Annotated in this window: 24 protein-coding genes; 6 read left to right on the top strand and 18 right to left on the bottom strand. The window is 36.4% G+C overall.

The window, feature by feature from the left end; genetic code table 11:
* Positions 1-57: 57 nt before the first annotated feature.
* Entirely contained in the window at positions 58-726 is a 669-nt protein-coding gene (locus D8M05_RS05590) for an HAD family hydrolase (RefSeq protein ID WP_121129594.1), read from the bottom strand.
* 237 nt (positions 727-963) lie between these two features.
* Here D8M05_RS05590 and D8M05_RS05585 point away from each other — a divergent pair, with 237 nt between their 5' ends.
* Positions 964-1,506 carry an HD domain-containing protein gene (locus D8M05_RS05585; protein ID WP_121129487.1) on the top strand — a complete coding sequence of 181 codons (543 nt, stop codon included), beginning with the start codon at positions 964-966 and terminating at the stop codon, positions 1,504-1,506.
* Between the two features lie 89 nt (positions 1,507-1,595).
* Here D8M05_RS05585 and D8M05_RS05580 read toward each other — a convergent pair whose 3' ends face one another.
* The gene (locus tag D8M05_RS05580; RefSeq protein WP_121129485.1) at positions 1,596-2,003 is read right to left on the bottom strand and encodes an NUDIX hydrolase; all 408 of its coding nucleotides are present in this window, start codon (positions 2,001-2,003) and stop codon (positions 1,596-1,598) included.
* Between the two features lie 412 nt (positions 2,004-2,415).
* On the opposite strand from D8M05_RS05580, the gene D8M05_RS05575 reads away from it, so the two are divergent.
* Entirely contained in the window at positions 2,416-2,556 is a 141-nt protein-coding gene (locus tag D8M05_RS05575) for a YpzI family protein (RefSeq protein ID WP_121129483.1), read from the top strand.
* A 319-nt stretch (positions 2,557-2,875) separates the two neighbouring features.
* The gene (locus D8M05_RS05570) at positions 2,876-3,631 is read left to right on the top strand and encodes an SAM-dependent methyltransferase (protein WP_121129482.1); all 756 of its coding nucleotides are present in this window, start codon (positions 2,876-2,878) and stop codon (positions 3,629-3,631) included.
* Positions 3,632-3,977: 346 nt separating this feature from the next.
* On the opposite strand, the gene D8M05_RS20505 is transcribed toward D8M05_RS05570, so the two are convergent.
* The 13 genes from D8M05_RS20505 to D8M05_RS05510 form a co-directional block, all read right to left on the bottom strand.
* Positions 3,978-4,202 (bottom strand): hypothetical protein, encoded by a 225-nt coding sequence (locus D8M05_RS20505; RefSeq protein ID WP_245985207.1) that lies wholly within the window; start codon positions 4,200-4,202, stop codon positions 3,978-3,980.
* A 93-nt stretch (positions 4,203-4,295) separates the two neighbouring features.
* Positions 4,296-4,460: a hypothetical protein gene (locus D8M05_RS20110; protein ID WP_183072709.1), complete on the bottom strand. Its 165-nt coding sequence runs from the start codon at positions 4,458-4,460 to the stop codon at positions 4,296-4,298.
* A 12-nt stretch (positions 4,461-4,472) separates the two neighbouring features.
* Positions 4,473-4,826, bottom strand: coding sequence for a VOC family protein (locus D8M05_RS05560; RefSeq protein ID WP_121129592.1), 354 nt, complete (start codon positions 4,824-4,826; stop codon positions 4,473-4,475).
* Positions 4,827-4,920: 94 nt separating this feature from the next.
* Positions 4,921-5,220, bottom strand: a complete 300-nt coding sequence (locus D8M05_RS05555; RefSeq protein WP_121129480.1) for an MGMT family protein — start codon at positions 5,218-5,220, stop codon at positions 4,921-4,923.
* A 41-nt stretch (positions 5,221-5,261) separates the two neighbouring features.
* Positions 5,262-5,783 carry a GNAT family N-acetyltransferase gene (locus D8M05_RS05550; protein ID WP_245985204.1) on the bottom strand — a complete coding sequence of 174 codons (522 nt, stop codon included), beginning with the start codon at positions 5,781-5,783 and terminating at the stop codon, positions 5,262-5,264.
* A 94-nt stretch (positions 5,784-5,877) separates the two neighbouring features.
* Entirely contained in the window at positions 5,878-6,057 is a 180-nt protein-coding gene (locus tag D8M05_RS05545; RefSeq protein WP_121129478.1) for a PspC domain-containing protein, read from the bottom strand.
* A 161-nt stretch (positions 6,058-6,218) separates the two neighbouring features.
* Entirely contained in the window at positions 6,219-7,022 is an 804-nt protein-coding gene (locus D8M05_RS05540; RefSeq protein WP_121129476.1) for a 3D domain-containing protein, read from the bottom strand.
* 279 nt (positions 7,023-7,301) lie between these two features.
* Complete coding sequence (locus D8M05_RS05535; protein ID WP_121129474.1) at positions 7,302-7,652, bottom strand: DUF1801 domain-containing protein; 351 nt, start codon at positions 7,650-7,652, stop codon at positions 7,302-7,304.
* Between the two features lie 444 nt (positions 7,653-8,096).
* Positions 8,097-8,669, bottom strand: a complete 573-nt coding sequence (locus D8M05_RS05530; RefSeq protein WP_121129472.1) for a DUF6434 domain-containing protein — start codon at positions 8,667-8,669, stop codon at positions 8,097-8,099.
* A 153-nt stretch (positions 8,670-8,822) separates the two neighbouring features.
* A complete protein-coding gene (locus D8M05_RS05525; RefSeq protein ID WP_121129470.1) occupies positions 8,823-10,205 on the bottom strand; it encodes a class II fumarate hydratase in 1,383 nt (460 codons plus the stop codon).
* Between the two features lie 185 nt (positions 10,206-10,390).
* A complete protein-coding gene (locus D8M05_RS05520) occupies positions 10,391-11,884 on the bottom strand; it encodes a glycine betaine uptake BCCT transporter (protein ID WP_121129468.1) in 1,494 nt (497 codons plus the stop codon).
* Positions 11,885-12,047: 163 nt separating this feature from the next.
* On the bottom strand, positions 12,048-12,320 hold the full coding sequence (locus D8M05_RS05515; protein ID WP_121129466.1) for a stage V sporulation protein S: 273 nt from the start codon (positions 12,318-12,320) through the stop codon (positions 12,048-12,050).
* 237 nt (positions 12,321-12,557) lie between these two features.
* On the bottom strand, positions 12,558-13,064 hold the full coding sequence (locus D8M05_RS05510; protein ID WP_121129464.1) for a YehS family protein: 507 nt from the start codon (positions 13,062-13,064) through the stop codon (positions 12,558-12,560).
* A 137-nt stretch (positions 13,065-13,201) separates the two neighbouring features.
* Here D8M05_RS05510 and proC point away from each other — a divergent pair, with 137 nt between their 5' ends.
* From proC to D8M05_RS05495, 3 genes are all read left to right on the top strand, one after another.
* Positions 13,202-14,002 carry a pyrroline-5-carboxylate reductase gene (gene proC / locus D8M05_RS05505; RefSeq protein WP_121129462.1) on the top strand — a complete coding sequence of 267 codons (801 nt, stop codon included), beginning with the start codon at positions 13,202-13,204 and terminating at the stop codon, positions 14,000-14,002.
* A gap of 200 nt (positions 14,003-14,202) precedes the next feature.
* Positions 14,203-14,427 carry a hypothetical protein gene (locus D8M05_RS05500; RefSeq protein WP_121129460.1) on the top strand — a complete coding sequence of 75 codons (225 nt, stop codon included), beginning with the start codon at positions 14,203-14,205 and terminating at the stop codon, positions 14,425-14,427.
* Between the two features lie 397 nt (positions 14,428-14,824).
* Entirely contained in the window at positions 14,825-15,589 is a 765-nt protein-coding gene (locus D8M05_RS05495; RefSeq protein WP_183072708.1) for a tyrosine-protein phosphatase, read from the top strand.
* A 58-nt stretch (positions 15,590-15,647) separates the two neighbouring features.
* Here the strand turns inward: D8M05_RS05495 and D8M05_RS05490 are convergent, their stop codons facing one another.
* The 3 genes from D8M05_RS05490 to D8M05_RS05480 form a co-directional block, all read right to left on the bottom strand.
* A complete protein-coding gene (locus D8M05_RS05490; protein ID WP_121129456.1) occupies positions 15,648-16,028 on the bottom strand; it encodes a hypothetical protein in 381 nt (126 codons plus the stop codon).
* A 25-nt stretch (positions 16,029-16,053) separates the two neighbouring features.
* Positions 16,054-17,250, bottom strand: coding sequence for a DUF4085 family protein (locus D8M05_RS05485; RefSeq protein ID WP_121129454.1), 1,197 nt, complete (start codon positions 17,248-17,250; stop codon positions 16,054-16,056).
* A gap of 278 nt (positions 17,251-17,528) precedes the next feature.
* Entirely contained in the window at positions 17,529-20,114 is a 2,586-nt protein-coding gene (locus D8M05_RS05480) for an AAA domain-containing protein (protein ID WP_121129452.1), read from the bottom strand.
* Positions 20,115-20,241 lie beyond the last annotated feature (127 nt).

The following is a 20,241-nucleotide window of genomic DNA, read 5'->3' as shown; positions in this document are numbered from 1 at the left end:
TTTTGTTCATGTGTACTGGCATGAAGAAACTGTGGGGTGCTCATAGCATCCCACATTCTATCCTTCATTTAATTTGCGGACAATTAACGGTACTTCGATTAAATCATCAATTATGTAATCTGCTCCCGACATTGTCCATTGGAAATTTCTTTTCCATATTCCAGTCATTCCTATGTTTTGTGCGGCCAATATATCGTTTTCTGGATGATCCCCAACAAAGATACTTTCTTTGGGTGAAACATTCAATCCTTCTAAGGCTCTTTTAAATATTACAGTATCTGGCTTTTTCATTCCTTCCCAATCAGAAATTAGAATTGTATCAAAATAATTTTCAATACCCAAAGCCTTTATATTATCCATTTGGAAACTCCCTTTGCCGTTCGTAATCATTCCTAATAGAAAATTTTCAGTTTTTAATTGCTCTAAGATTGAAGAGACATTAGGAAAAGGTATACAATTATTATTAAACCGTGTGAGGTAATCTTCAAGTAGAAATTCCCAAGTGAGCGGTCTCAAATTAAATTCATCCACTAATTGTTGATAAACTTTATCTTTCCAAATCAGACCATGATTATCAAGCTTGATAAATCTTGAAATATAGGTACCTTTTGGTATGTGGCCAAGCCATTTATTTAACCTCTCGTATTGGTCAGCAATAAATACCTCCAAGGATTTATCTCTATTTAGTAATGTTCCGTCTAAATCAAATAGAACGGCCTTTTTCATTTCTTTCACCTCTCATTTATAACTGTAACCCCTTCTCTGCCTCCTTTCTTCCATTCATTATTAAATTTCTAATACTGTTATTTCTATGAATTCGCTATAGATAGGCAATTATCCTTTTCAAAAATGAAATTTTAAATTTATAGAAAAACGATTGTATTACTTGTTGAGAAGTGTTATTGTATACAACAATAAACTTTTTTATTTCATACGAAATATAGATAAAAAGGAGGAAAATAAATGAATAGAAATGTGACACTAGAAATGTTGTTCATACACCCGATCGCTCAAAAGTATGTTGGTCGTTCTGGAATTGCACATGCTATTTCTGTTGCTGAGAAAGCTTTCGATATTGCCATTAAATCAGATGTAAATCCTGATTTAGCAGCAAAAGCAGGCTTCCTGCATGACATCGGTCATTATAGCTGGTACAGCGGGAGCGGAGAATGGGATTATGATATGTACAAAGAAAATGATATCCATGCCATCAAAGGTGCTGCCCGCGCACATAAATTACTTGTTCGCTGTGGCGAGGATTTTAGAGATGCCAAGGCAATTGCTCTAGCAGTTCTTCTTCACACAGACTCATACTTGCCAGAGGGCAATTTACATCTTAGTCCCCTACAAAAGGTCGTAGCTATTGCTGACGAAGCCGATGAAGAACCTGGTGGAAATCATCATTATCGTCAAATAGATTATGCGAACGCACTTACTCGTATCAAAAGGTTAGATTCGAAAATAAATAATTACCAGCCATCGAATCATTTTGAACGAACGAGCTAATCCTTTAGCTACTCCTACTTTTTTATTCGGTGCATATACTTTTGTTCCTGTTCCAATCTTATTATGGATGTATTTAGGAAACTGCTAGTTCAAAATTCAACAAGAAACGGATGAAGATCTGGATTCAAGCAATACTCCATTCTTTGCCTGAAATTCTTAAAAGTAACCATTTCCATTGCTTGTTCTATTGGAAAAAATCCAACATCTAGACTTTCCGAGCTAGTTGTAAGTTCTCCTCCAATTGGTCTAGCCAAAAACAATGTGTTACAAATACTAGCTTTTACATTCTGGAATACACCACAAAACGTTATAATCTCAATATCAATGCCAGATTCTTCTTTTGTTTCTCGAATAGCAGCATTCTTTAGAGACTCCCCCTCCTCAACCTGTCCACCAGGCATTTCCCATCCCCTTCTCGGCCCTTTTATCAATAAAATTTTCCCTTGATCATTTAATACTATTGTTGCAGCTGATACGATATGTTTTGGTGTTGTCATTATTAATCCTCCTCGTTAACCTTTCTTATAATAAAATCCTTACCAAAACTAATACTCATAATATTAGCATAATTATATTGATTTGATATGAATTGTTTTCTATAAAGGCTGTTTTCGCATAATTTGTTGCCTTTTTATAATTGACATTTGATATAAACTTCTGCGTATGTGCTATGCCCGATTCCGTTCCGGGTAGTACGCGCATCCTAGGGCAGGGACTCAGAGCCCTCCTCGCCAGCAAAGACCACTCACTGCGAGGGCTTCAGACACGTGCTTTTCCCCCAGGACAAGAAAGGCTTCTACAGCATAGCCGCAGAAAAAGAAAAGCAACAATCTTCTAGAAAACAGTCAATATAACTATCGCGCATAATTCTTTTTAAAAGACCCATGTTAATGTTAGGAGGTGCTAAAAATGGGAAAAGATCGTCAAGAAAAGAAATTAAAACAAAGTGGACGCGTGGAATCCGACCGTGATGTTGGGTTACGTTATAAAGGATCGACTAAAATGTCGAGTCCTGAGGAAGCAAGAAGATTAAACGATGGTGATAAGTAAAACAGAAAAGCGAGTAATCATAGACAGTGATGGTTGCTCGTTTCTGTTGCTCTTTAACAGATTTTGATTAAGTGCAATTAACTCCACCGATTACTCCCCCTCAATAACTTCTATTTGATTCTTTCAGTTTTAAAAGTATTTGCTAAGATTATTCTCTGCTTTTAGATCATGCTTTCCTTTTAATTGAATAAGCAACCTAAATTGATTATACTAAATTAGAAATATTCCGTCATACAAAAGGAGGATTCCCTTGAGTATTCTTAATTTTCACTTAAAAGCATGCTTAGAAAACGATTAAATTATTCTAAGGAGGGCTTTTATGGAATGGTCAAAAGATTTTTATGATACACAATTCGAGTGGTTACATGCAAATAAAGAATATAATACGGAACGTTTATTGGACAGCTTAGTTGAGAAAGTAGATAAATATAGTGAATACCCAGTTAAGAAGATACTTGAACTAGGTGGTGGAAGTGGGCAATTCGCTGTAGCTGCTGCGAAGAAGGGGTATGAAGTAACCGTTATCGAACTTGCACCTTCAGCTGTCGGGCATATGAAAGAACTTGCACAAAAAAATAATGTTAGTGAAAGGTTAAGCATTGTTCATGGAGATTTTTACGAGGTAACCTTACATGAAGCATTTGACGTTATTTGCTACTGGGATGGATTTGGAATTGGTTCTGATAGGCACCAACAAGTGTTGTTAGAAAGAGTAACGAACTGGTTAAATCCAAATGGTATTGCTCTAATAGATGTCTACACGCCTTGGTACTGGTCAAAGGTTACCGGGCAAAAAATGAAATTCGGAAACTACAATAGTCATTATGATTTTGATGCATATGAAAGTAGGATGATTAATACGTGTTGGATTGATGAGAACAAAGATAAGAAAATCATTCAATCTTTAAGGTGCTATTCTCCTACTGACTTGAAGTTGCTAACACTTGATATGGATTTAAAACTTGTCTACTGTGAACCAAGTGGAGAAATGGATTATGAAAATTGGCATTATAATGCGGATGTACCTTTAGAACGTGCAATGACATTTCTAGCTAAGTTTGAAAAAGGTAAATAGAGATTTTTCCTGCGGTTGTAGAAAAGTATCACTTTCTACAACCGTTACCTAAATGGAGAAGGTTATACCGAAAAACAAAAACTGGTCCATTCCACAAGTCACTTTTTATTATTTCTTCTTTAATGTCTTCCTTGCTATATTCTGTAATAACTTTCTTCCAAAATGTATGAGCAGCTTTATTGGTATTTGTTTGTCTTACTTCCCAAGTACCTTCGAATCGATCGAATAATGAAAACGCGTTTTTTTTTTCTCTATCCCTTTACCTCTAAATTTACGCATGATAAAGTAATCACTTATGACATTAGTCTCGGCTGCTGTGATATGTTTTGTATATGCTTTAGGGACATCAAAGCATAATTAACGCAAAACCCGCAATCTCACCGTCTACTTTAATGATAAATGGGCGGCGATAATCCTCTGTCCATTGATGGTCTAAGTATTTATAAGAATATAAACCATGGTGATTTAGCGCATGTCCATCATGCTCACTGCTGTCATAGCGATATAATTGTATCAATTGAAAGAGAATCATCTTATCTTCGTATGGTACAAGAGATAAAGAAATATTCATTCGTTAACACCAGCTTTAAATGTGTAAGATTTACAACTCCAATGTCTAGAACCTATCTATAATAGATTGTTCCTGATTCTTTTACGGGAACATTTATACCTTGCCAAGGTTATTATACTGTTGTTCAAGTTGTTTTTTTAATACTTTTCTAACTCTCTCCACTTTGGCTGACTTTCTAATCGTCACCAAAGATATAAACGTAATAAATACGTATGGGAGGAAATCGATCTCCTGTTCTTGGTGAATAATCTGATCCATCAATATTCCTCCTCAGCATTTACAAATCATTAGTAAATTTCCATCAGGGTCTTTGAAATTAAAATAGTGTTCATGCCTAATTTCCGTTATTATATTTACATTCTTTTCCTTCATGAATTGATATGCATCATCTATATTTTCTGTATTAAAATGAAACGCGGGAGTCCTGAATACATTATCCTTTGAATAAATCTTGCTATCTAACACAATCCCTGAGCCGTTCATTGGTAGCATATAAAGATGGCCAAATTGTATCTCACCTTTTGTATCTAATCCTAATATCTCACAATACCAATCTCTTGCTTTCTCTATGTTACTAACAGGGATGAAAACGGTTCCTATTTGATTTAATATTGGACTACTCATCATACAATACCACCTTAAAAGCGTATTATATTTCTTATATTCGCTCTTTTAATCTATTGTCCTTCCTGATTATTAAAAAAAGTATATTTTATTTTCAAGCCTGATATTTCTCTAAGTTAATCTTGCCACGATGGTCCACATCAATCCCCTCCATTTGAAGGTTCAATATTTGCGCATGATAAGCATCATCTTCTTTGATTACTACGTGTCCTTTTGCGTTTATTACCCTATGCCATGGAAGGTGATACTTCTTGCTCATTGAATGGAGGATACGGGAGACTTGACGTGCAGCTCTCGGGTTTCCTGCGAGACGCGCAACCTGACCATAAGTCATAACTTTTCCCTCAGGTATATCTCGAATGATATTTATCACTTTTTCGGTAAAAGGTGTCACCAAACACTTCCTCTTTTCATTATTAAGTTGCTTATTGTTGTCTATTCAGCTAATTGTCTATTGTATCGTAAAGAAGTCTGCTTTTCTCCCGTTTCTGTCACAGTGGTTTTTTTCCCTTGAAACACAAAACCCCTAGCTTCATAAAAAGGAATTCCCCGCATATTTCCTTCTTGAACAGATACCCATTGTTCTGTAGCATCGCTCTCCAATTGTTGCTTCGTAAGTGCTTCAAGAAGTAGTCTTCCAATCCCTTTGTACCTGAGCGTTTCATCTACATAAAGCACAAAGATCTCTCCCACGTTTTCACCTGTCATTCCACCACCAATCACACCAACTACTTCATCATGTAATAGTGCTATATGTGAATAGGTTCCTGCTTTGATATCATGATAAACTTTATTTTCGTTATACCAAAAATGAACATTTTCGATCTGGTAATTTTCACTTAAAACCCCTTCCACTGTTTGTCTCCACCCAGTTGCACAGATCTTAGCAATTGCCTTCGTATGTTTTGTTTCAGGTTTTGTAATTGTTATATTCATTTCTACACCTCTAACATTCATAAACTTATATCCTCTTTCTCAATTGATAATAAACGAACAGTACTTCATTAGCGGAATGCCTCAAGCAACCATACAATCTTTTTGTCTCCTAATGCTAATAAAGGGATGGATTCTCTGGTAAAAACGCAGCTAATAGAAGGTAAACGAGTATGGAAACAGGAGTGAAAATAAATATTAGTCTTACAATCAATGGATCAATACTAAAAAATTGAGCTATCCCTGCACATACCCCACATAAAGCTTTATCTGTTGACGATTTCATCAATTTATCCATGTTAGATCCTCCCTTGAATTTAGCTACTATAGTGTAATTTTAGCATAATATACCATTGATTAAAGTAGATTTTTCGAAATACAATGAAAAAAACGAGTGTTCTTCATCAACGTGAAGAGCACTCGTTATATATAAATACTTTTTAAAGTTTCCTTGACGCATTACTCCAAAATAGTGACCTCGACGACTCTTCTACCCCAACTAAACGCTTCATCTTTCGTTGGAACATGAATATCTATTTTATTCCCTTTAATCGCACCACCTGTATCTCCTGCTATCGCATGCCCATAACCTTCTACATATACTTTCGTACCAAGTGGGATAACGTTCGGATCAACAGCAATTACCTTTGCATTGGGATTATTTTTCAAATTAATACCTGTTGCAGTGATACCAGAGCATCCTGCACAGTACGCTGTATATGCAGTCGCTTCAACGGACAGGGTCTTACCTTTGATTGTTGCATCTTGTTCTTCAGGCTCTCCCTTGGTTTCTGTTTCATTTACTTCTGTGCTTTCTGTGTTAAACACTACTGATTCCGAATCCTCTACTTCATTCGTTGAACCTTTGTGCTGAATTTCAGCAGTTTGAGCTGCATCTTCCGCCCCAGTCACGACTAACTCTTGCCCAGTAATGATGAAGTCAGAAGATAAACGGTTCCATGCCTTTAGGTTTGCGATAGTGACATCATCGCCATGCTTCTCGCTGATTTTACTCAGTGTATCTCCTTGCTCCACTATGTAATATTCAAATTCTTCCTCAGCCAAGCTTAGTACTTGTTCAGGGTAAATCCAGGAAGAATCCAATCCATTTATATCCATCAACTGTTTTACACTTGTTTTATGTTCATTCGCTATATCCCAAAGGGTGTCTCCCTTTTTCACTTCATACTCCTCTGCAGATACCACCACCTGAGATAAACTATAAATAATTAAACCTACTAACAAAGCTACTAATTTTTTCACTATGTAGTCCTCCTTTTAATTATTGACAGGCTAATCTTAGCATGGTTAACCCCTATCTGTGGTTACAGCATGTTTAAAAGAGGATGTCTTTCGTTACAAGTTAGTAAGTAGTGTTACAATTGATATATGATTGGATTACTTTGTCCTAATTGCTTTACTCCTTGCATACACTAATAGTAGACGCTTCTCTGCCCTTTCATAATTAATGGCTTAAGGGACCTGAGTAAAAGAAAAAACACTCCAGCATATTTGGAATGTTCGGTTTCGATTATGATTTAGTTATGCTTGTAAATCAATAGCTTCTTCAATAAGATTCTTAAATTGTTCGGGTTTAATTTCTTCTATCTTTTTGATTCGAATATGACGCATTTGTTTACCTGTTCCTTCAAGTAGATTGTCAGGGTCTTTAAGGCCTGCTCCATTATAAAATCCTAGATTCACGTGCTTTTTGGAAGGTTGTAAGTAACAAATATTACTATGTTTATAATAAGAAGGCATCCCCCACTTTACTTCCTCTGTAAAATCAGATATTTCGAATAGCAGTTTTCTTAGTGAAGTTGTTATTTCTTGAATATTCAAAGGTAATGTTTCGATAAGTTGATCTACTTTTTCGTTTTGAGTTGGCTTCAATTTCGTTGCTCCTTCATTCTAAATATATCTTTCTTTATGCAATTATTTATTGCGCACATTCGCTAAATATACGGTATCAATGATTATTAGCAACGCACTCATAAACAAATTGAGATGATTTGAGATTTCCCTGTGAAAGCAGAGTTTATGGATGCTTTCATAATTGCTACAAATAAAAGTGGGTTAATGATTCGAAATATTTTATCGTAAGCTTGAGGGTATCCTGCTTCTCGTTTAATTGGTCTTCTTTAGTAAATGACACAGTTTGCTTCAAAACCTTTTTAATTGATAGCTAAATGATTCAATCCATCACGTGCCCTCAATTCTTTTAACATGGTCCTCAAAGTTGCCGCCTCCCTTTAAATCAATATACATTATCTTGCGCAAAATGATAATGATTATAGTCAAAAGCAAATGCCTTAATCGTAAAGCGTTCTCAACATTCTATTTATTAGGTGTATATTTATTGCTCCCTGGAAGACTTTTAATATTGTTCCAAGCTTTGATTGCTTCATCACGACTTTTCCCTTTATTATTAGGATCGGTAAAAAAGTCACGAGTAAATTGATTATATTCAAATTGAGCTCCGATTTTATTTTTGTAGGATGGGTCTTTTTTTCGTTCTTCTTCTTCGTGCCAGGCTTCAACAACATCACGATATGTTTTTCCTGCATTATTTTTAAAGTAGGTTTGAATGTAGGTAGAAAAATGAAATTTGGGACTAATTTGTTCCTTGAAAAATGCACGTACATCTTGACTACAACGATGATCTTCTGTAATTACCGTATCAAGACTCAACTCAATGTTCTGTCGTGGTTTCTTACCACTTCTTGTTTTTAAGGGGGACTTCGTTATTTCTCCTGTCAGTAGAAAGGTTTCAATCCTTGATGAAATCTCTACTTTAGATCCTGATGTACTTATCCCTATTTCTCTACATAATACTTGCAGTTCTTTTTTTAACCAATAATAGTTTTTAAAATCATTTATATGAATATCTTTTGTGAGCATTGGTCTCATGAACAATACCTCCATTTTTACTTATTTACATTATAGAACATTAGTTCCCGTTATGCAATATATTTAAATATTAATTCATTCAATGAAAGCACCTGCGAATTTGGAATAATTCGCAGGTGTTTTGTTAATTATTATTTTCTTATTGTTTCTCATTCACACCATTCCATTTGGGTCCAATGCTTTTTCTATTTCAGGTGTAAGTAATTCGCGTTCTTGCAAAACTTGTTTAATCGGAACATTTCTGCTATCTGCTTCTTTTCCGATCTGTGCTGCCATGTCATAACCAACGATGGAACTAATACCAGTAACAAGAGCTAGACTGTTCTCCATGAAGTTTTTACAATTTTCCTCATTTGCCGTGATTCCACTAATGCATTTCGTTACGAGTGTAGGGAGTGCATTGGACATAATTTCGAGCGATTCGATAAATGTGTGGGCAATGAGCGGCATCATCACGTTAATTTCTAATTGGCCCGCTACCCCAGCTGTTGCGATTGTAGTCTCATAGCCAATTACCTGGCAACAAACCATATGTGTCATTTCTAAAATTGCTGGATTGACTTTTCCAGGCATGATCGTGGATCCTGGTTGTACTCCTGGAAGAGATATTTCTGTTAATCCAGTTCTTGGCCCTGAAGCAAGTAAGCGCAAGTCACTCGTAATTTTGATAAGATGAATCGATAATTCCTTTATAACTTGCATGACTCGGATAGGTGCATTTGTGTTTTGCATATAGGAAAACATATCGGTAGGTTCCCTAAATGGCAAGTTCGTTCGACGAGAAATTTCCTGTATGACCTTTTTACTATAGTCTGGATGAATGTTATTTCTTGTTCCAATTGCAGTCCCGCCAATTCCAATCTCATATAGGCTATCTGTTACCCTTTCAAGCTGCTGATACACCTCATGAATGGTTTCTGCATACCCAGAAAACTCCTGTCCCATGCGAATCGGTATCGCATCATGCAAATGTGTGCGCCCTGATTTCATGACAGGCATGAGTTCAATGGATTTTCTTTTTAGCTCATCGTGTAATTGCTTGACCCTTGGTAGTAGCTTTTGATTGATTATTACCGCTGCAGTAATGTGGATAACTGCATGGAACGTATCGTTCGTTGATTGAGACATATTGACGTGATCATTCGGATGAATACGTCCATGTTTTTCTGCATCATCTAGCAGTTCCGTTGCGCGGTTTGCGATAACTTCATTGGCATTCATATTTTGAGAAGTGCCAGCACCTGCTTGATATACATCAAGTACAAACTGATGGTCCCACTTTCCTTCCATTACTTCTTCAGATGCCCCGATAATTGCATTTCCGATTGACTTAGCAAGCAATTCATTTTCCATATTTGCTTTCGCCGCTGCTGCTTTAATCATGGCTTGAACTTTAATAAATTCATGAGGGAATCTTCTGTTGCTTATTTGAAAGTTATTTATTGCACGTTGAGTCTGTGCACCATAATATGCGTCTTTTGGAACCAATATTTCTCCTAATGTATCTTGCTCCCTTCGATATGAATTAGAAGTCATTCTTCTCTCGCCTCCATTTCATTGATACCGGCAACTTTTGTATACCTTATGAGATATTGTTTCCATCCGACTAATGAATAAACATAAGGTGCCTGTCACTCCTCGAGTTTTGTTGTATTTTGTCGAAAATAATTAAGGCGAAAATAAAAGCAGTGCGATAACAATATCATCGCGCTGCTTAATCTTTAAGATTTCTTCCCTTTTATTAATCTTAATTCCTTATTTAGTGCCTTCATCAGTGAGATAACCATTAACATGACCACAAAGGAAAATGGTAATGCGGCGGCAATAATCGTATTCTGTAATGCTTGAAGTCCGCCAACGTATAGGAGAACGGTTGCCACTGCCGATTGTGCTAGACCCCATGTAAGTTTTACAGCAGTTGGTGGGGTAAGTGATCCATTTGTTGTCTGCATTCCTAGTACAAATGTCGCTGAGTCAGCTGATGTAATGAAAAACGTAATAATTAACAACACCGCGATTAAGGATAGGAAAAAGGAAAATGGCATTTGGTCAAACATATTAAATATAACCATTTCCGTTGAATATTGTGTTAAATCAACACCACTTCTTTGAACCTCGCCAGCAGTTGTACCGAATGTCGCGAACCAAATGGCAATGATAAGTGTTGGTACAACCATCACACCAATCATAAATTCTCGGATGGTTCGGCCACGTGATACACGGGCAATGAACATTCCAACAAACGGTGCCCATGATATCCACCAAGCCCAGTAGAAAATAGTCCATGCATCTAACCATGCACGATTATCTCCTTCTAATGAAGCCATTCGAAAACTCATTCCAACAATGTTTTGCAAATATAAGCCAAATGTCTCTGTGAACATATTTAAAATAAGTAATGTTGGCCCAATAATAACGACGGCAAGGAATAACAAGATCGCAAGTACCATGTTTGTATTGGATAGCCATTTTATCCCTTTACTTAAACCAGACCAGGCTGATGTGAGAAATAAAACAGTTACAATGATAATAATAATAAATTGCGTTGTAAAGCTAACTTCAATTCCAAAGAGATGGTTTAATCCTCCATTAACCTGTGCAGCCCCTAGTCCTAATGAAGTCGCCACCCCAAAGATTGTGGCAAATGTTGCTAGAACATCAATTACTGTACCAAAAGGTCCCTTCATTCTGTCACCAAACAACGGTTTCAGAGTGGAAGAAATTAGACCTGGTTCATCTTTTCGAAACTGAAAAAAGGCTAATGAAAGTGCAACGATGCCATACATTGCCCAGCCATGAAGCCCCCAGTGAAAAAAAGTATGGGAAAATGCTTCTTTATACGCTTGATCTGTACCAGGTTCAGAAAGTGGACTGTCTGAAAATGCATGAAATAGCGGTTCAGATGCCCCGTAGAAAACAAGACCAATTCCTAGTCCTGCAGAGAAAAGCATTGCTATCCATGATGCATTGGAGAAATCTGGTCGATCGTTATGTTTCCCGAGACGGATTTTTCCATATGGACCTACCGCAATAATTATAGAAACACTGATCAACCCAATCATAAGCCACATATAGTACCAACCGAATGTCCTCGATAAAAATGCATTTAAATCGGCAGTTAATTGTTCAGCTTGTGTTGGAAATATTGCACCAAGTAGAACGGATATAATAATTAAAACAACTGTAATGTAAAAAACATTTGAAACATTTTTCATCGTTTGCCCCCTTATAAACTGGATTTTTTATAAATTTATCAATCCTTCATTTTATCTTTTCCAACGATAAATTTTTCATTCTATACCCCTTCAGTAAAAAAATCAAACCAAAAAAGGTAGAAACATTTTGTTCCTACCTTTTACAACATATTAATTTTTTATATTACCTTCTTTTTCTGGAGTTTATAATTAGCTTGATTGCTGTTCTACTTTCATTATTGACTTTTACATCACGGAATGCAGGGATAAATACGAGGTTAATACCACTGGGAGCTACGAAGCCTCTCGCAATTGCAATGGCTTTGATTGCTTGATTTAGTGCACCGGCTCCAATTACTTGAATTTCTGTATTTCCTCGCTCATGAATAATACCTGCAATTGCACCTGCGACAGATGCTGGGTTTGATTTCGATGATACTTTTAAGACCTTCTCCATTCTGTTTCCCCCTTATTATTTAAACGTGTAATGTCATGTTTAGAATTTAAATAGCGACGTATCTTCTATTATTATTCGAAAAATAAAGGAACAGAACTATTGGCTTAAAAAAATACTCACCATGTTACTTACATGGAAAAAAAGGCTGGGACATAATTAAAACGAACGTTATAGCATAGGAAGCTTAGAATGCTAATTTTCTGTATCTGAATATTGCATTATTGTTGATTCATATCATTATCCTCTATATTTTAAAGCCAATCCTCTTAAGAAATTCCGAGCGAATTTGTCTCCACATTCTTTGTAATTCTTATGTCCTTCTTTTCTTAGCAAGGCACTCATTTCTCCTTTTGTTATGGTGACTCCTGCTTCTTTTAATATATCAATCATATCTTCACTTGTTAAAGTGAGTGCGATTTTCAATTTCTTTAACAATACATTATTCACACTACCATTAGAATTAATTGACATTAAAGGCTTGTCTGCTTGTCCAGATTTTGTCTCTTGCTTCCCTCTTTTATGCGTGATAAAACCATTTAAAAATGACTCTAACTTCAAATTATTAACAGTAATGTAGTCATCATATTCTGATTCCTCTATCTCTTTAGTAGTAACAAGCATCTTCCTAACTTCATCTATTGTTAGTTCAATGCCGCCAAGTTTAAAAATCTTTACCATCTCTGAATCCTTTATGTTTAGCGCAAATCTCAATCGAACCAATATATCATTATTACTTAAACTCATCAAAGTACCTCCAAAAATCTTCATTTCTACATAGTTTACCACGATAGTCAGTTCATGTCATTTGCTATCAAAATCCCCCTATATTACAATGTACTTTTGATATGCATCAGCAATTCACCCTGAAAGGAATGATTAGAATGAAAAAAAGAATAGGCTTTATTGGAAGTGGAAATATGGCGAGCGCAATGATTGCTGGAATTATAAATGCCCGGTACAGTGAAGCTGTTGATGTGTTTGCTTCTAACCGTTCAATAGGAAAATTATTAGATATAAAAGAAAGATATGGTGTTCAAATAGCAGAAAATAATGTATCTGTTGCAAGGAACTGCGATATTATCTTCCTCTCTGTGACTCCTGATATGTACCCTCCTGTTATCGAAGAAATAAAAGACTTTATCCGAGAAGATGCAATTGTTGTTCTCATTGCTGCTGGTCAAACGATCTCGCAGAACGAAGAACGATTTGGTCGTAAGGTTAAAATGGTAAAGGCGATGCCAAATATGCCTGTAGCTGTCGGGGAAGGTTTAACAAGCTTTAGCACAAATGAATTTATGACAGAAGAAGAAATTGAGGAAATCAAGACGCTGTTTGAGAGCTTTGGAAAAGCGGAACTGATTGATGAATCGTTAATGGATATTGCAAGTGCTGTTGGTGGTTCTTCTCCTGCGTTTGTGTACATGTTTATCGAAGCATTGGCAGACGCAGCTGTACTGTATGGGATGCCAAGGGAGCAGGCATATACAGTTTCAGCCCAAGCTGTACTTGGGTCTGCGAAGATGGTATTAGAAACAGGACAACATCCTGGTAAATTAAAAGATGATGTATGTTCTCCCGGAGGAACAACCATTCAATCGGTTGCAAGCCTTGAAGAAAACGGTTTACGTGCTGCTGTGATTCATGCTGTTCGTGCAAACATGAATACAATTGGTAGAAAATAACCTTATAATGAAAGTCCGAGTCATAAACCTTCAGGATGTCTCGGACTTTTTTTTATATGTATGTAAGAATAAGTTTCTAAGTATTGTAGCCTCCTTTTATTCACTTTCTAATAGGAAGACGATACGAATATATAGGGAACTACTTCCTATTCATTCCTGTCAAAGGTCTTTTTATGGTATGATAGATTTAGAGAAAGTGAGTGACTGGAATGATTTGGATGAATATTGATAAGCCAACAAAGACAATAACAACGCACAAACCAAATTGTAATTACATTCCAAAGAAAGAACCAAAACATAAAGGAATTGAACGTGAATTAAGAGACGGTGGTTGGTTTGCTATTGGAAGTGACGAATATGACAGGCAGTTCTTTTATAATATTTACCCAGAATTTAAAAGAAAAACATGCAATTCATGTAAATAATGATAACTGCATGCATTATAACCGTATTTCCACGTATAATACATGCAGTTATCGTTTTATGTTATCTCTTCGGTTTTTATGAAATCTTGACTCTAAATTGTCTGCAAGTTTTTTATCGACTAAAGCTCTTCCTACCATGTTTCGAATTTTCATGATGTATCCTCCAAATTCCTTTTCTATTATGTTGTACCATTTTCCAATAATGATACGGAGAACTTCACAACTTTTTCACACTGATAAATGTGAATAGCTCTAGTGACCTAATTAAACGTTCATAAATCATGAAGAATTGATGAAATTAAATGAAAATTCGTATCTTATCATGAAGAAGAAATGAAATAATCTTCTTTTTAGATGATAGATGTTTACAGCCATTACTAATTCAGGAGGGGTAAAAATGAAAAATGCTAAGCTAAATTGGGTTCGCTTGCCGATTGACAATATTGAGAACTGTCGTGAACTTGGTGGATACAGTACCGACAAAGGACAACAAACGAAATGGCATGCTTTTTTGCGGTCGAGTGATTTGAGTAAAATTAGCCAAGAAGACATCGAATTTTTAAAGGAATACGGTGTTTCTACGGTAATTGACTTACGAAGGAAAGATGAAATTGAGAAGTCTAGGAATCTTCTGGGAGATGTTGATTCCATAGATTATCATAACATTTCATTCATTACGGAAAGCGTTGCAGATATTACAAAACTAAAAGGTACAGAAGAAATATCGATGGGTGATTTTTATATTGAACTATTAAAACAACGTCCAACAGTGAAAGAGATTTTTCAAACGATTTATCATGCAAAAGATGGTACAATCCTTTTTAACTGTCAGGTTGGCAAAGATAGGACCGGCGTATTAGCAATGCTGCTATTTGGAATTGCAGGTGTGGAAAAGAAAGATATCATCTCTAATTATGAGGTCTCTTTCACGAATCTAGAATCTTTGCAAAAACTACTCGTGCAGTTTAAACAGCTTTCATCGAATCTCTTTCTCTCAAATAGGGAGGATATCATAAAAGCATATGACCATATTATGACAGCCTATGGGAACTTTAATGATTACTTAAGAGCTTGTGGTGTTACGCAAGAAGTTATTGATGGGGTGAAAACGCGTCTTGTTGATGACTATCAAGAATCGCGATTTAAAGTTACTGGAAACTAGATAAGCAAGGGTCACTATCCAAACAGCCCAGCACACACGGTGAACTGGGCTGTTTCCTCTACTTCCTAAATGGCAGTCGGGAATCTTCATCTTGATAGATGGAGTATGTCCATGCCCCATTTTCCATTTTGGAACATTTGTCGTTATTGCAATAAAATAGATAAGTCTGTTTATCCGTACGAACACTTACACTAAAGTAGTAGGGAAATCCCCCACCTTTCTTTTTATCCATACTTGTATTAATAGCAATGATGTTTTCATTTTCTGCTAACTCTTTGTAAGCTTCACTTTCAACTGTTTTCTGAACCATTTCACCTAAAATAACTTTTTCTTCTTGGGAAGGTCTGGTCCATTGATCAACCAGAATCCATTTTCCTAGTATATAACAATTAATACCAAAGCTGATTATTAATAGAACAAGTACGAGCTTCTTCTTCATACTTTCCCATCCCTTTAAGATCCATCTAATCAATTATTGTATGATATTTCTCGATGATTGATTCTGTCAAAATCCCTTCTTTATAAAAATGGTTCACATAGACGGTGCGTATCATTTCATTTTCTTCTGTTATCTCCATTTTATATAACACGCAATTAATGATATCTGCTAATTCCTTTGGATTCGTATACATCGTGTTCCATGCACGGACTTGTAATTCTATATCATCACTTAATGCTGCTTGTTCAAGTTCATCCATTGCTACAGGTTCATTTTGATGCGCATATGGATCTTCGTATACGTTCGTATAAATGAATTCTATTGGATTATATGCATCTAACGCATAGGTAAAACAAGCCTTTCCCACGGTAACAACCATTTTATTTTGTGCCCACTCTATATTTCCGTTTTCTATAACGATATTTTCAGACAATTCTTTAATGGCACATGTTACATGTGGCGTAATAAACCAATAGTCATGTTCTGGATTTAATTGTGCTAGAAATTCTGAAAAGGATGTCTCTTCCATCTTCCCTTCATCTTGTAATACTGTATAGAGACAAGGACGATAAAAATATTCTGCATCTAAATGTTTCATTGTAATCGTCCACTCGGCTTCCGGAGAGTCAAACAACACTCGAAAATGGAAACTGTCACCCGTTTTCTGTAGCTCATTGTAAACCAACCATTGCCCAACTTGGATTGGGTCATCCGTATCTTCCGCTCTGATCTGCCTGAAAGTGAAATGAATCATGGATTTTGTCTGAAATCCACTCTCAGTGTTGATGTATAGATGAAGCGTGTCCCCCTCCCGTTCGATTCGCTCGATGATAGAATCATGTAGGCTTTCATTAAAGACTTCTTGAACTGCAGCTGGTAAACTGCGAACAGCGTGTGCTGTATTTTCATGTGCAGCATCTAACACTTGCTCAAATTCCCTATCCGCTTCACGCATCCATTGTAAATAGTTCTCACGTATCGTTTTTGGTAATGTTGGCTGATTCAGCGTTCCGTTTTCTACGTAAGGAATGAAACAGTCTGGTAGAATTTGTAGCAATTCTTCTTTTACTTCTAGAAGATCTGCCTTTAATGCCGCAATAATGTCTTCTCCCTCTTCCTCTGCTTCTCTTAATACAATTTCCCAGTCATGGTCAGATTCATGGATTGGTAGCAGATTACATCTTGAGAATTTTCCCTTCGCTTCCTTTGTTATATTCCACATAACAACACCTCCCTAGAACGAGTCTTCCTATCTCAATACGTCCAAATCCAATGTTGCCATAGTATTCAAAAAATATTATACTACTTTCAATCTGAATAAACAAAACAATTTAGATTGCAGTCTAACCGCCGTCAACAAAGACAGTCGTAACTTTTTCCACAAAAAAATAATCCAGCTCATTTACGATAATTCGAGCTGGATTACACTTAGGCGTTCCCTTTTGGAAAAAAGTCTCCTTTAGTTACTATGCGACGTTGCTGATGTTAAATTATTTATATTTACAGCAACGAGTCGATATTTACTCTCACATTACACCTGCTACACTCCACGCCCATATTGCGATCATCCTCTGGTACATCGAGCACACCGTTACATGCTTTACAGCGCAGGTCAACATACTCGATATACCTTTCCAAAATATAACGCATTCGCCCGCGGGTACCGCAGTGGCTACAAACAAGTGTTATGTTACCTTTTGAAACTTCGACTTTTCTACTGCTCTGACAGGTTGGACACCTGTCCCATATCGAAATATATTTACTTAATGTATACGTATTACGGTGGCTCACCACTTTTTGCTCTATTTCTTCCCTATCGTATTGTGGTTTTTGCAAGTTAAAGTAGCGATACAATAGACTGATCACGTTTTTAGCGACGAGTCGACACATAATAAAGGGAGCTTCTGGTGAAGATTCGAAACTAGTATTGTTCATTACCGGCGTACCAACCCACATTATTTTCTTATCCATTTCAATAAAAGGCATAACCAAATCTCTAGGGATATGACCGTAAGACTGAAGGGCAATGCTATCTTTCTTCGGCGTGATAAAAATGATTTCTGCTTTTTTCTTTACTTCTCTTAACACGGCCCATATCTTTTTATCAATCTTTGCAGGATACGGTGCAGATATCGTAATCTTGTTTGCACTTCGAATATCCTTAACAATCATTGACAAGTCTTCTGCGGAAAACCATTGCATATTCTGGTTGTAAGTCTCTGTTAAAATATCTAATAATTCGTGCCGAGAATACGTCTTGTTGTGTTCGGATAAATGATCGGATAATGCACGCGTTGCTTTATTTTTAGTAATTCTATTTTGAATAAAATCACGGTCTACAATATTGATAAACTTTGCTCTCGCACGGGTTACGGCAACATTGATTAATCTTTCACTGGTAGCATCTGTTAATAACTTACCAGGTCTTGGTTGCGGATAACTGTCAACATTATCAAATACAATCATATCTCTTTCTGAACCTTGAAACTTATGCACGGTGGCAGCTACTATTTTTTCATCAGCTTTTTTCTCTGTATTTTCAGGTATAATATCTTGGATACAAGCGGAAAGTAACCTGGCTTGCGCTCTGTATGGTGCGATGACGCCAATTGATTTCATGCCATCCGCTTTCGCCGATAAAATAAACTGTAAAGACAATAGTGCCGAAATTAAATTATACCTAGATTCAGTTGCGGCTTCTTTTAATGAATAGGCACCCATTTTGGATACATCAACAAGTATTCCTGCTTCCCCATTGAATGGTTTCTTAGCGGTTATAGGATCACGTATTTTTCTAACCGCTTGATGATCTGTTACTTTATCCTGATAGATAAAGTGATTGGTAAAACTTGAAATCGCTGGGTGCATTCTACGTTGTTTGTTGAGCATAAATAAATTTGGGTGCAGCTCCCCGTTTGCTATTTTCTCTTCTATTTTAGCAACTTGAAAAATATCTCTTTTTAGCCACTTATCTACTATTTTATACTCAGCCATGGCGATAGGTGGGAGTTGTTTGAAATCACCACACACAACGACTTTCCTACCCAAGGATGTTGCAAATGCAATCTGTGGAACATACGCCATACTTACTTCGTCTATCACTATCAGGTCGAAGTCACGTTCAAATACGTTAGAATCTATCGCTGCTTTCGATAAAGTAACTCCTAGAACAGATGCTTCTTTTACGTATTGACCTTCTTTTTTCTTTCTACTTGCGCGGAGAAGTTTTAACTTGGATTCTACTTCTGCGAGTAAGTCACGATTCTTATGGGAAAACATACGCTGTAACTGATATCTCTCACGTTCTAGCGATTCTATTTTTTCCTGAAGTGTTGGATTTTCTAATTCGACTAACTGGCTAGCTAATAAATCAGCTTGTCCATTTATTCTAGGGTCAGCACTGTATCCGTTTCGGACAATGTCTCCTGTTTTCCATCTATTTTTTTCTCTAACGTAATTCGCTACTTCTAACGTCAATACGTCTACTGCCGCATTGCTATGTGCCATAACTAATATTTTTTTGCCTGCTTCATAGTGTTTAGCAATCGCTCGAGCTAATGTGTATGTTTTTCCTGTTCCAGGTGGCCCCCAAATATAAGTGGTTGGGTTATATTTCGCCCTTAAAATGACTTCATGTAGTGCATTTTTAATCTTCTCTTTTGGATGTTTTGTGGGGGAATTAGCCAATAATAGACGTGTTACACGTTTGAGTTTCTTCGGTTTCTCAATCATTTCGTCAAGCCTTTTCGTTAATTCCACAAGCAGTTCCCATGCTTCGCTATATAGAAATGCTTCATCCACTTCATCACCAAAGTAAGTGTCCATTTCAAGTACAACATCAAACCCCTGAACAGAGATAACTCGTCCATGAAATTGCTTACCTTTATATTCAATTCGAATGGCTGAACCATCAGGTAGGGTTGCTTCAGAAGTTAGGGAAAACCAATAGGTAGCTCCATTATCATGATTTCGGATGCATTTCCCATCAGAGATAACGATTCGATTTCCACCTTGTTTTTTTAAAAAATTAATTTCTATCTGTAATGCCTTTTTCCATTGTGAAATAATGTCTTGAATTGTTGCCATGATGTAACTCCTTTAGTACATTCTAACTGTATGTAACTTTAGCTTTAAAATTTTGGCTTAAAGTTCCATTCTATCACGACTTTAGGGATTAAGAGATTACCAGATTTTTGAAATATTTCATCACTGG

The organism is Oceanobacillus bengalensis, from assembly GCF_003628445.1.
In the GTDB taxonomy this organism is placed as follows: Bacteria; Bacillota; Bacilli; order Bacillales; family Amphibacillaceae; genus Oceanobacillus; species Oceanobacillus bengalensis.
The sequence above is the reverse complement of the archived record's forward strand: the minus strand, read 5'-3'. Positions and strand labels throughout refer to the sequence as shown.

Bases quoted from the DNA above. Each gene is read 5' to 3' on its own strand.
- D8M05_RS05525 (WP_121129470.1), bottom strand. From the start codon at position 10,205: ATGACTTCTAATTCATATCGAAGGGAGCAAGATACATTAGGAGAAATA.
- D8M05_RS05530 (WP_121129472.1), bottom strand. From the start codon at position 8,669: ATGAGACCAATGCTCACAAAAGATATTCATATAAATGATTTTAAAAAC.
- D8M05_RS05585 (WP_121129487.1), top strand. From the start codon at position 964: ATGAATAGAAATGTGACACTAGAAATGTTGTTCATACACCCGATCGCT.
- D8M05_RS05545 (WP_121129478.1), bottom strand. From the start codon at position 6,057: ATGGATAAATTGATGAAATCGTCAACAGATAAAGCTTTATGTGGGGTA.
- D8M05_RS05570 (WP_121129482.1), top strand. From the start codon at position 2,876: ATGGAATGGTCAAAAGATTTTTATGATACACAATTCGAGTGGTTACAT.
- D8M05_RS05590 (WP_121129594.1), bottom strand. From the start codon at position 726: ATGAAAAAGGCCGTTCTATTTGATTTAGACGGAACATTACTAAATAGA.
- D8M05_RS05490 (WP_121129456.1), bottom strand. From the start codon at position 16,028: ATGAAGAAGAAGCTCGTACTTGTTCTATTAATAATCAGCTTTGGTATT.
- proC (WP_121129462.1), top strand. From the start codon at position 13,202: ATGAAAAAAAGAATAGGCTTTATTGGAAGTGGAAATATGGCGAGCGCA.
- D8M05_RS05520 (WP_121129468.1), bottom strand. From the start codon at position 11,884: ATGAAAAATGTTTCAAATGTTTTTTACATTACAGTTGTTTTAATTATT.
- D8M05_RS05575 (WP_121129483.1), top strand. From the start codon at position 2,416: ATGGGAAAAGATCGTCAAGAAAAGAAATTAAAACAAAGTGGACGCGTG.
- D8M05_RS05510 (WP_121129464.1), bottom strand. From the start codon at position 13,064: ATGAGTTTAAGTAATAATGATATATTGGTTCGATTGAGATTTGCGCTA.
- D8M05_RS05550 (WP_245985204.1), bottom strand. From the start codon at position 5,783: ATGAATGTTAGAGGTGTAGAAATGAATATAACAATTACAAAACCTGAA.
- D8M05_RS05495 (WP_183072708.1), top strand. From the start codon at position 14,825: ATGAAAAATGCTAAGCTAAATTGGGTTCGCTTGCCGATTGACAATATT.
- D8M05_RS20110 (WP_183072709.1), bottom strand. From the start codon at position 4,460: ATGGATCAGATTATTCACCAAGAACAGGAGATCGATTTCCTCCCATAC.
- D8M05_RS05580 (WP_121129485.1), bottom strand. From the start codon at position 2,003: ATGACAACACCAAAACATATCGTATCAGCTGCAACAATAGTATTAAAT.
- D8M05_RS05485 (WP_121129454.1), bottom strand. From the start codon at position 17,250: ATGTGGAATATAACAAAGGAAGCGAAGGGAAAATTCTCAAGATGTAAT.
- D8M05_RS05480 (WP_121129452.1), bottom strand. From the start codon at position 20,114: ATGGCAACAATTCAAGACATTATTTCACAATGGAAAAAGGCATTACAG.
- D8M05_RS05560 (WP_121129592.1), bottom strand. From the start codon at position 4,826: ATGAGTAGTCCAATATTAAATCAAATAGGAACCGTTTTCATCCCTGTT.
- D8M05_RS05515 (WP_121129466.1), bottom strand. From the start codon at position 12,320: ATGGAGAAGGTCTTAAAAGTATCATCGAAATCAAACCCAGCATCTGTC.
- D8M05_RS20505 (WP_245985207.1), bottom strand. From the start codon at position 4,202: ATGAATATTTCTTTATCTCTTGTACCATACGAAGATAAGATGATTCTC.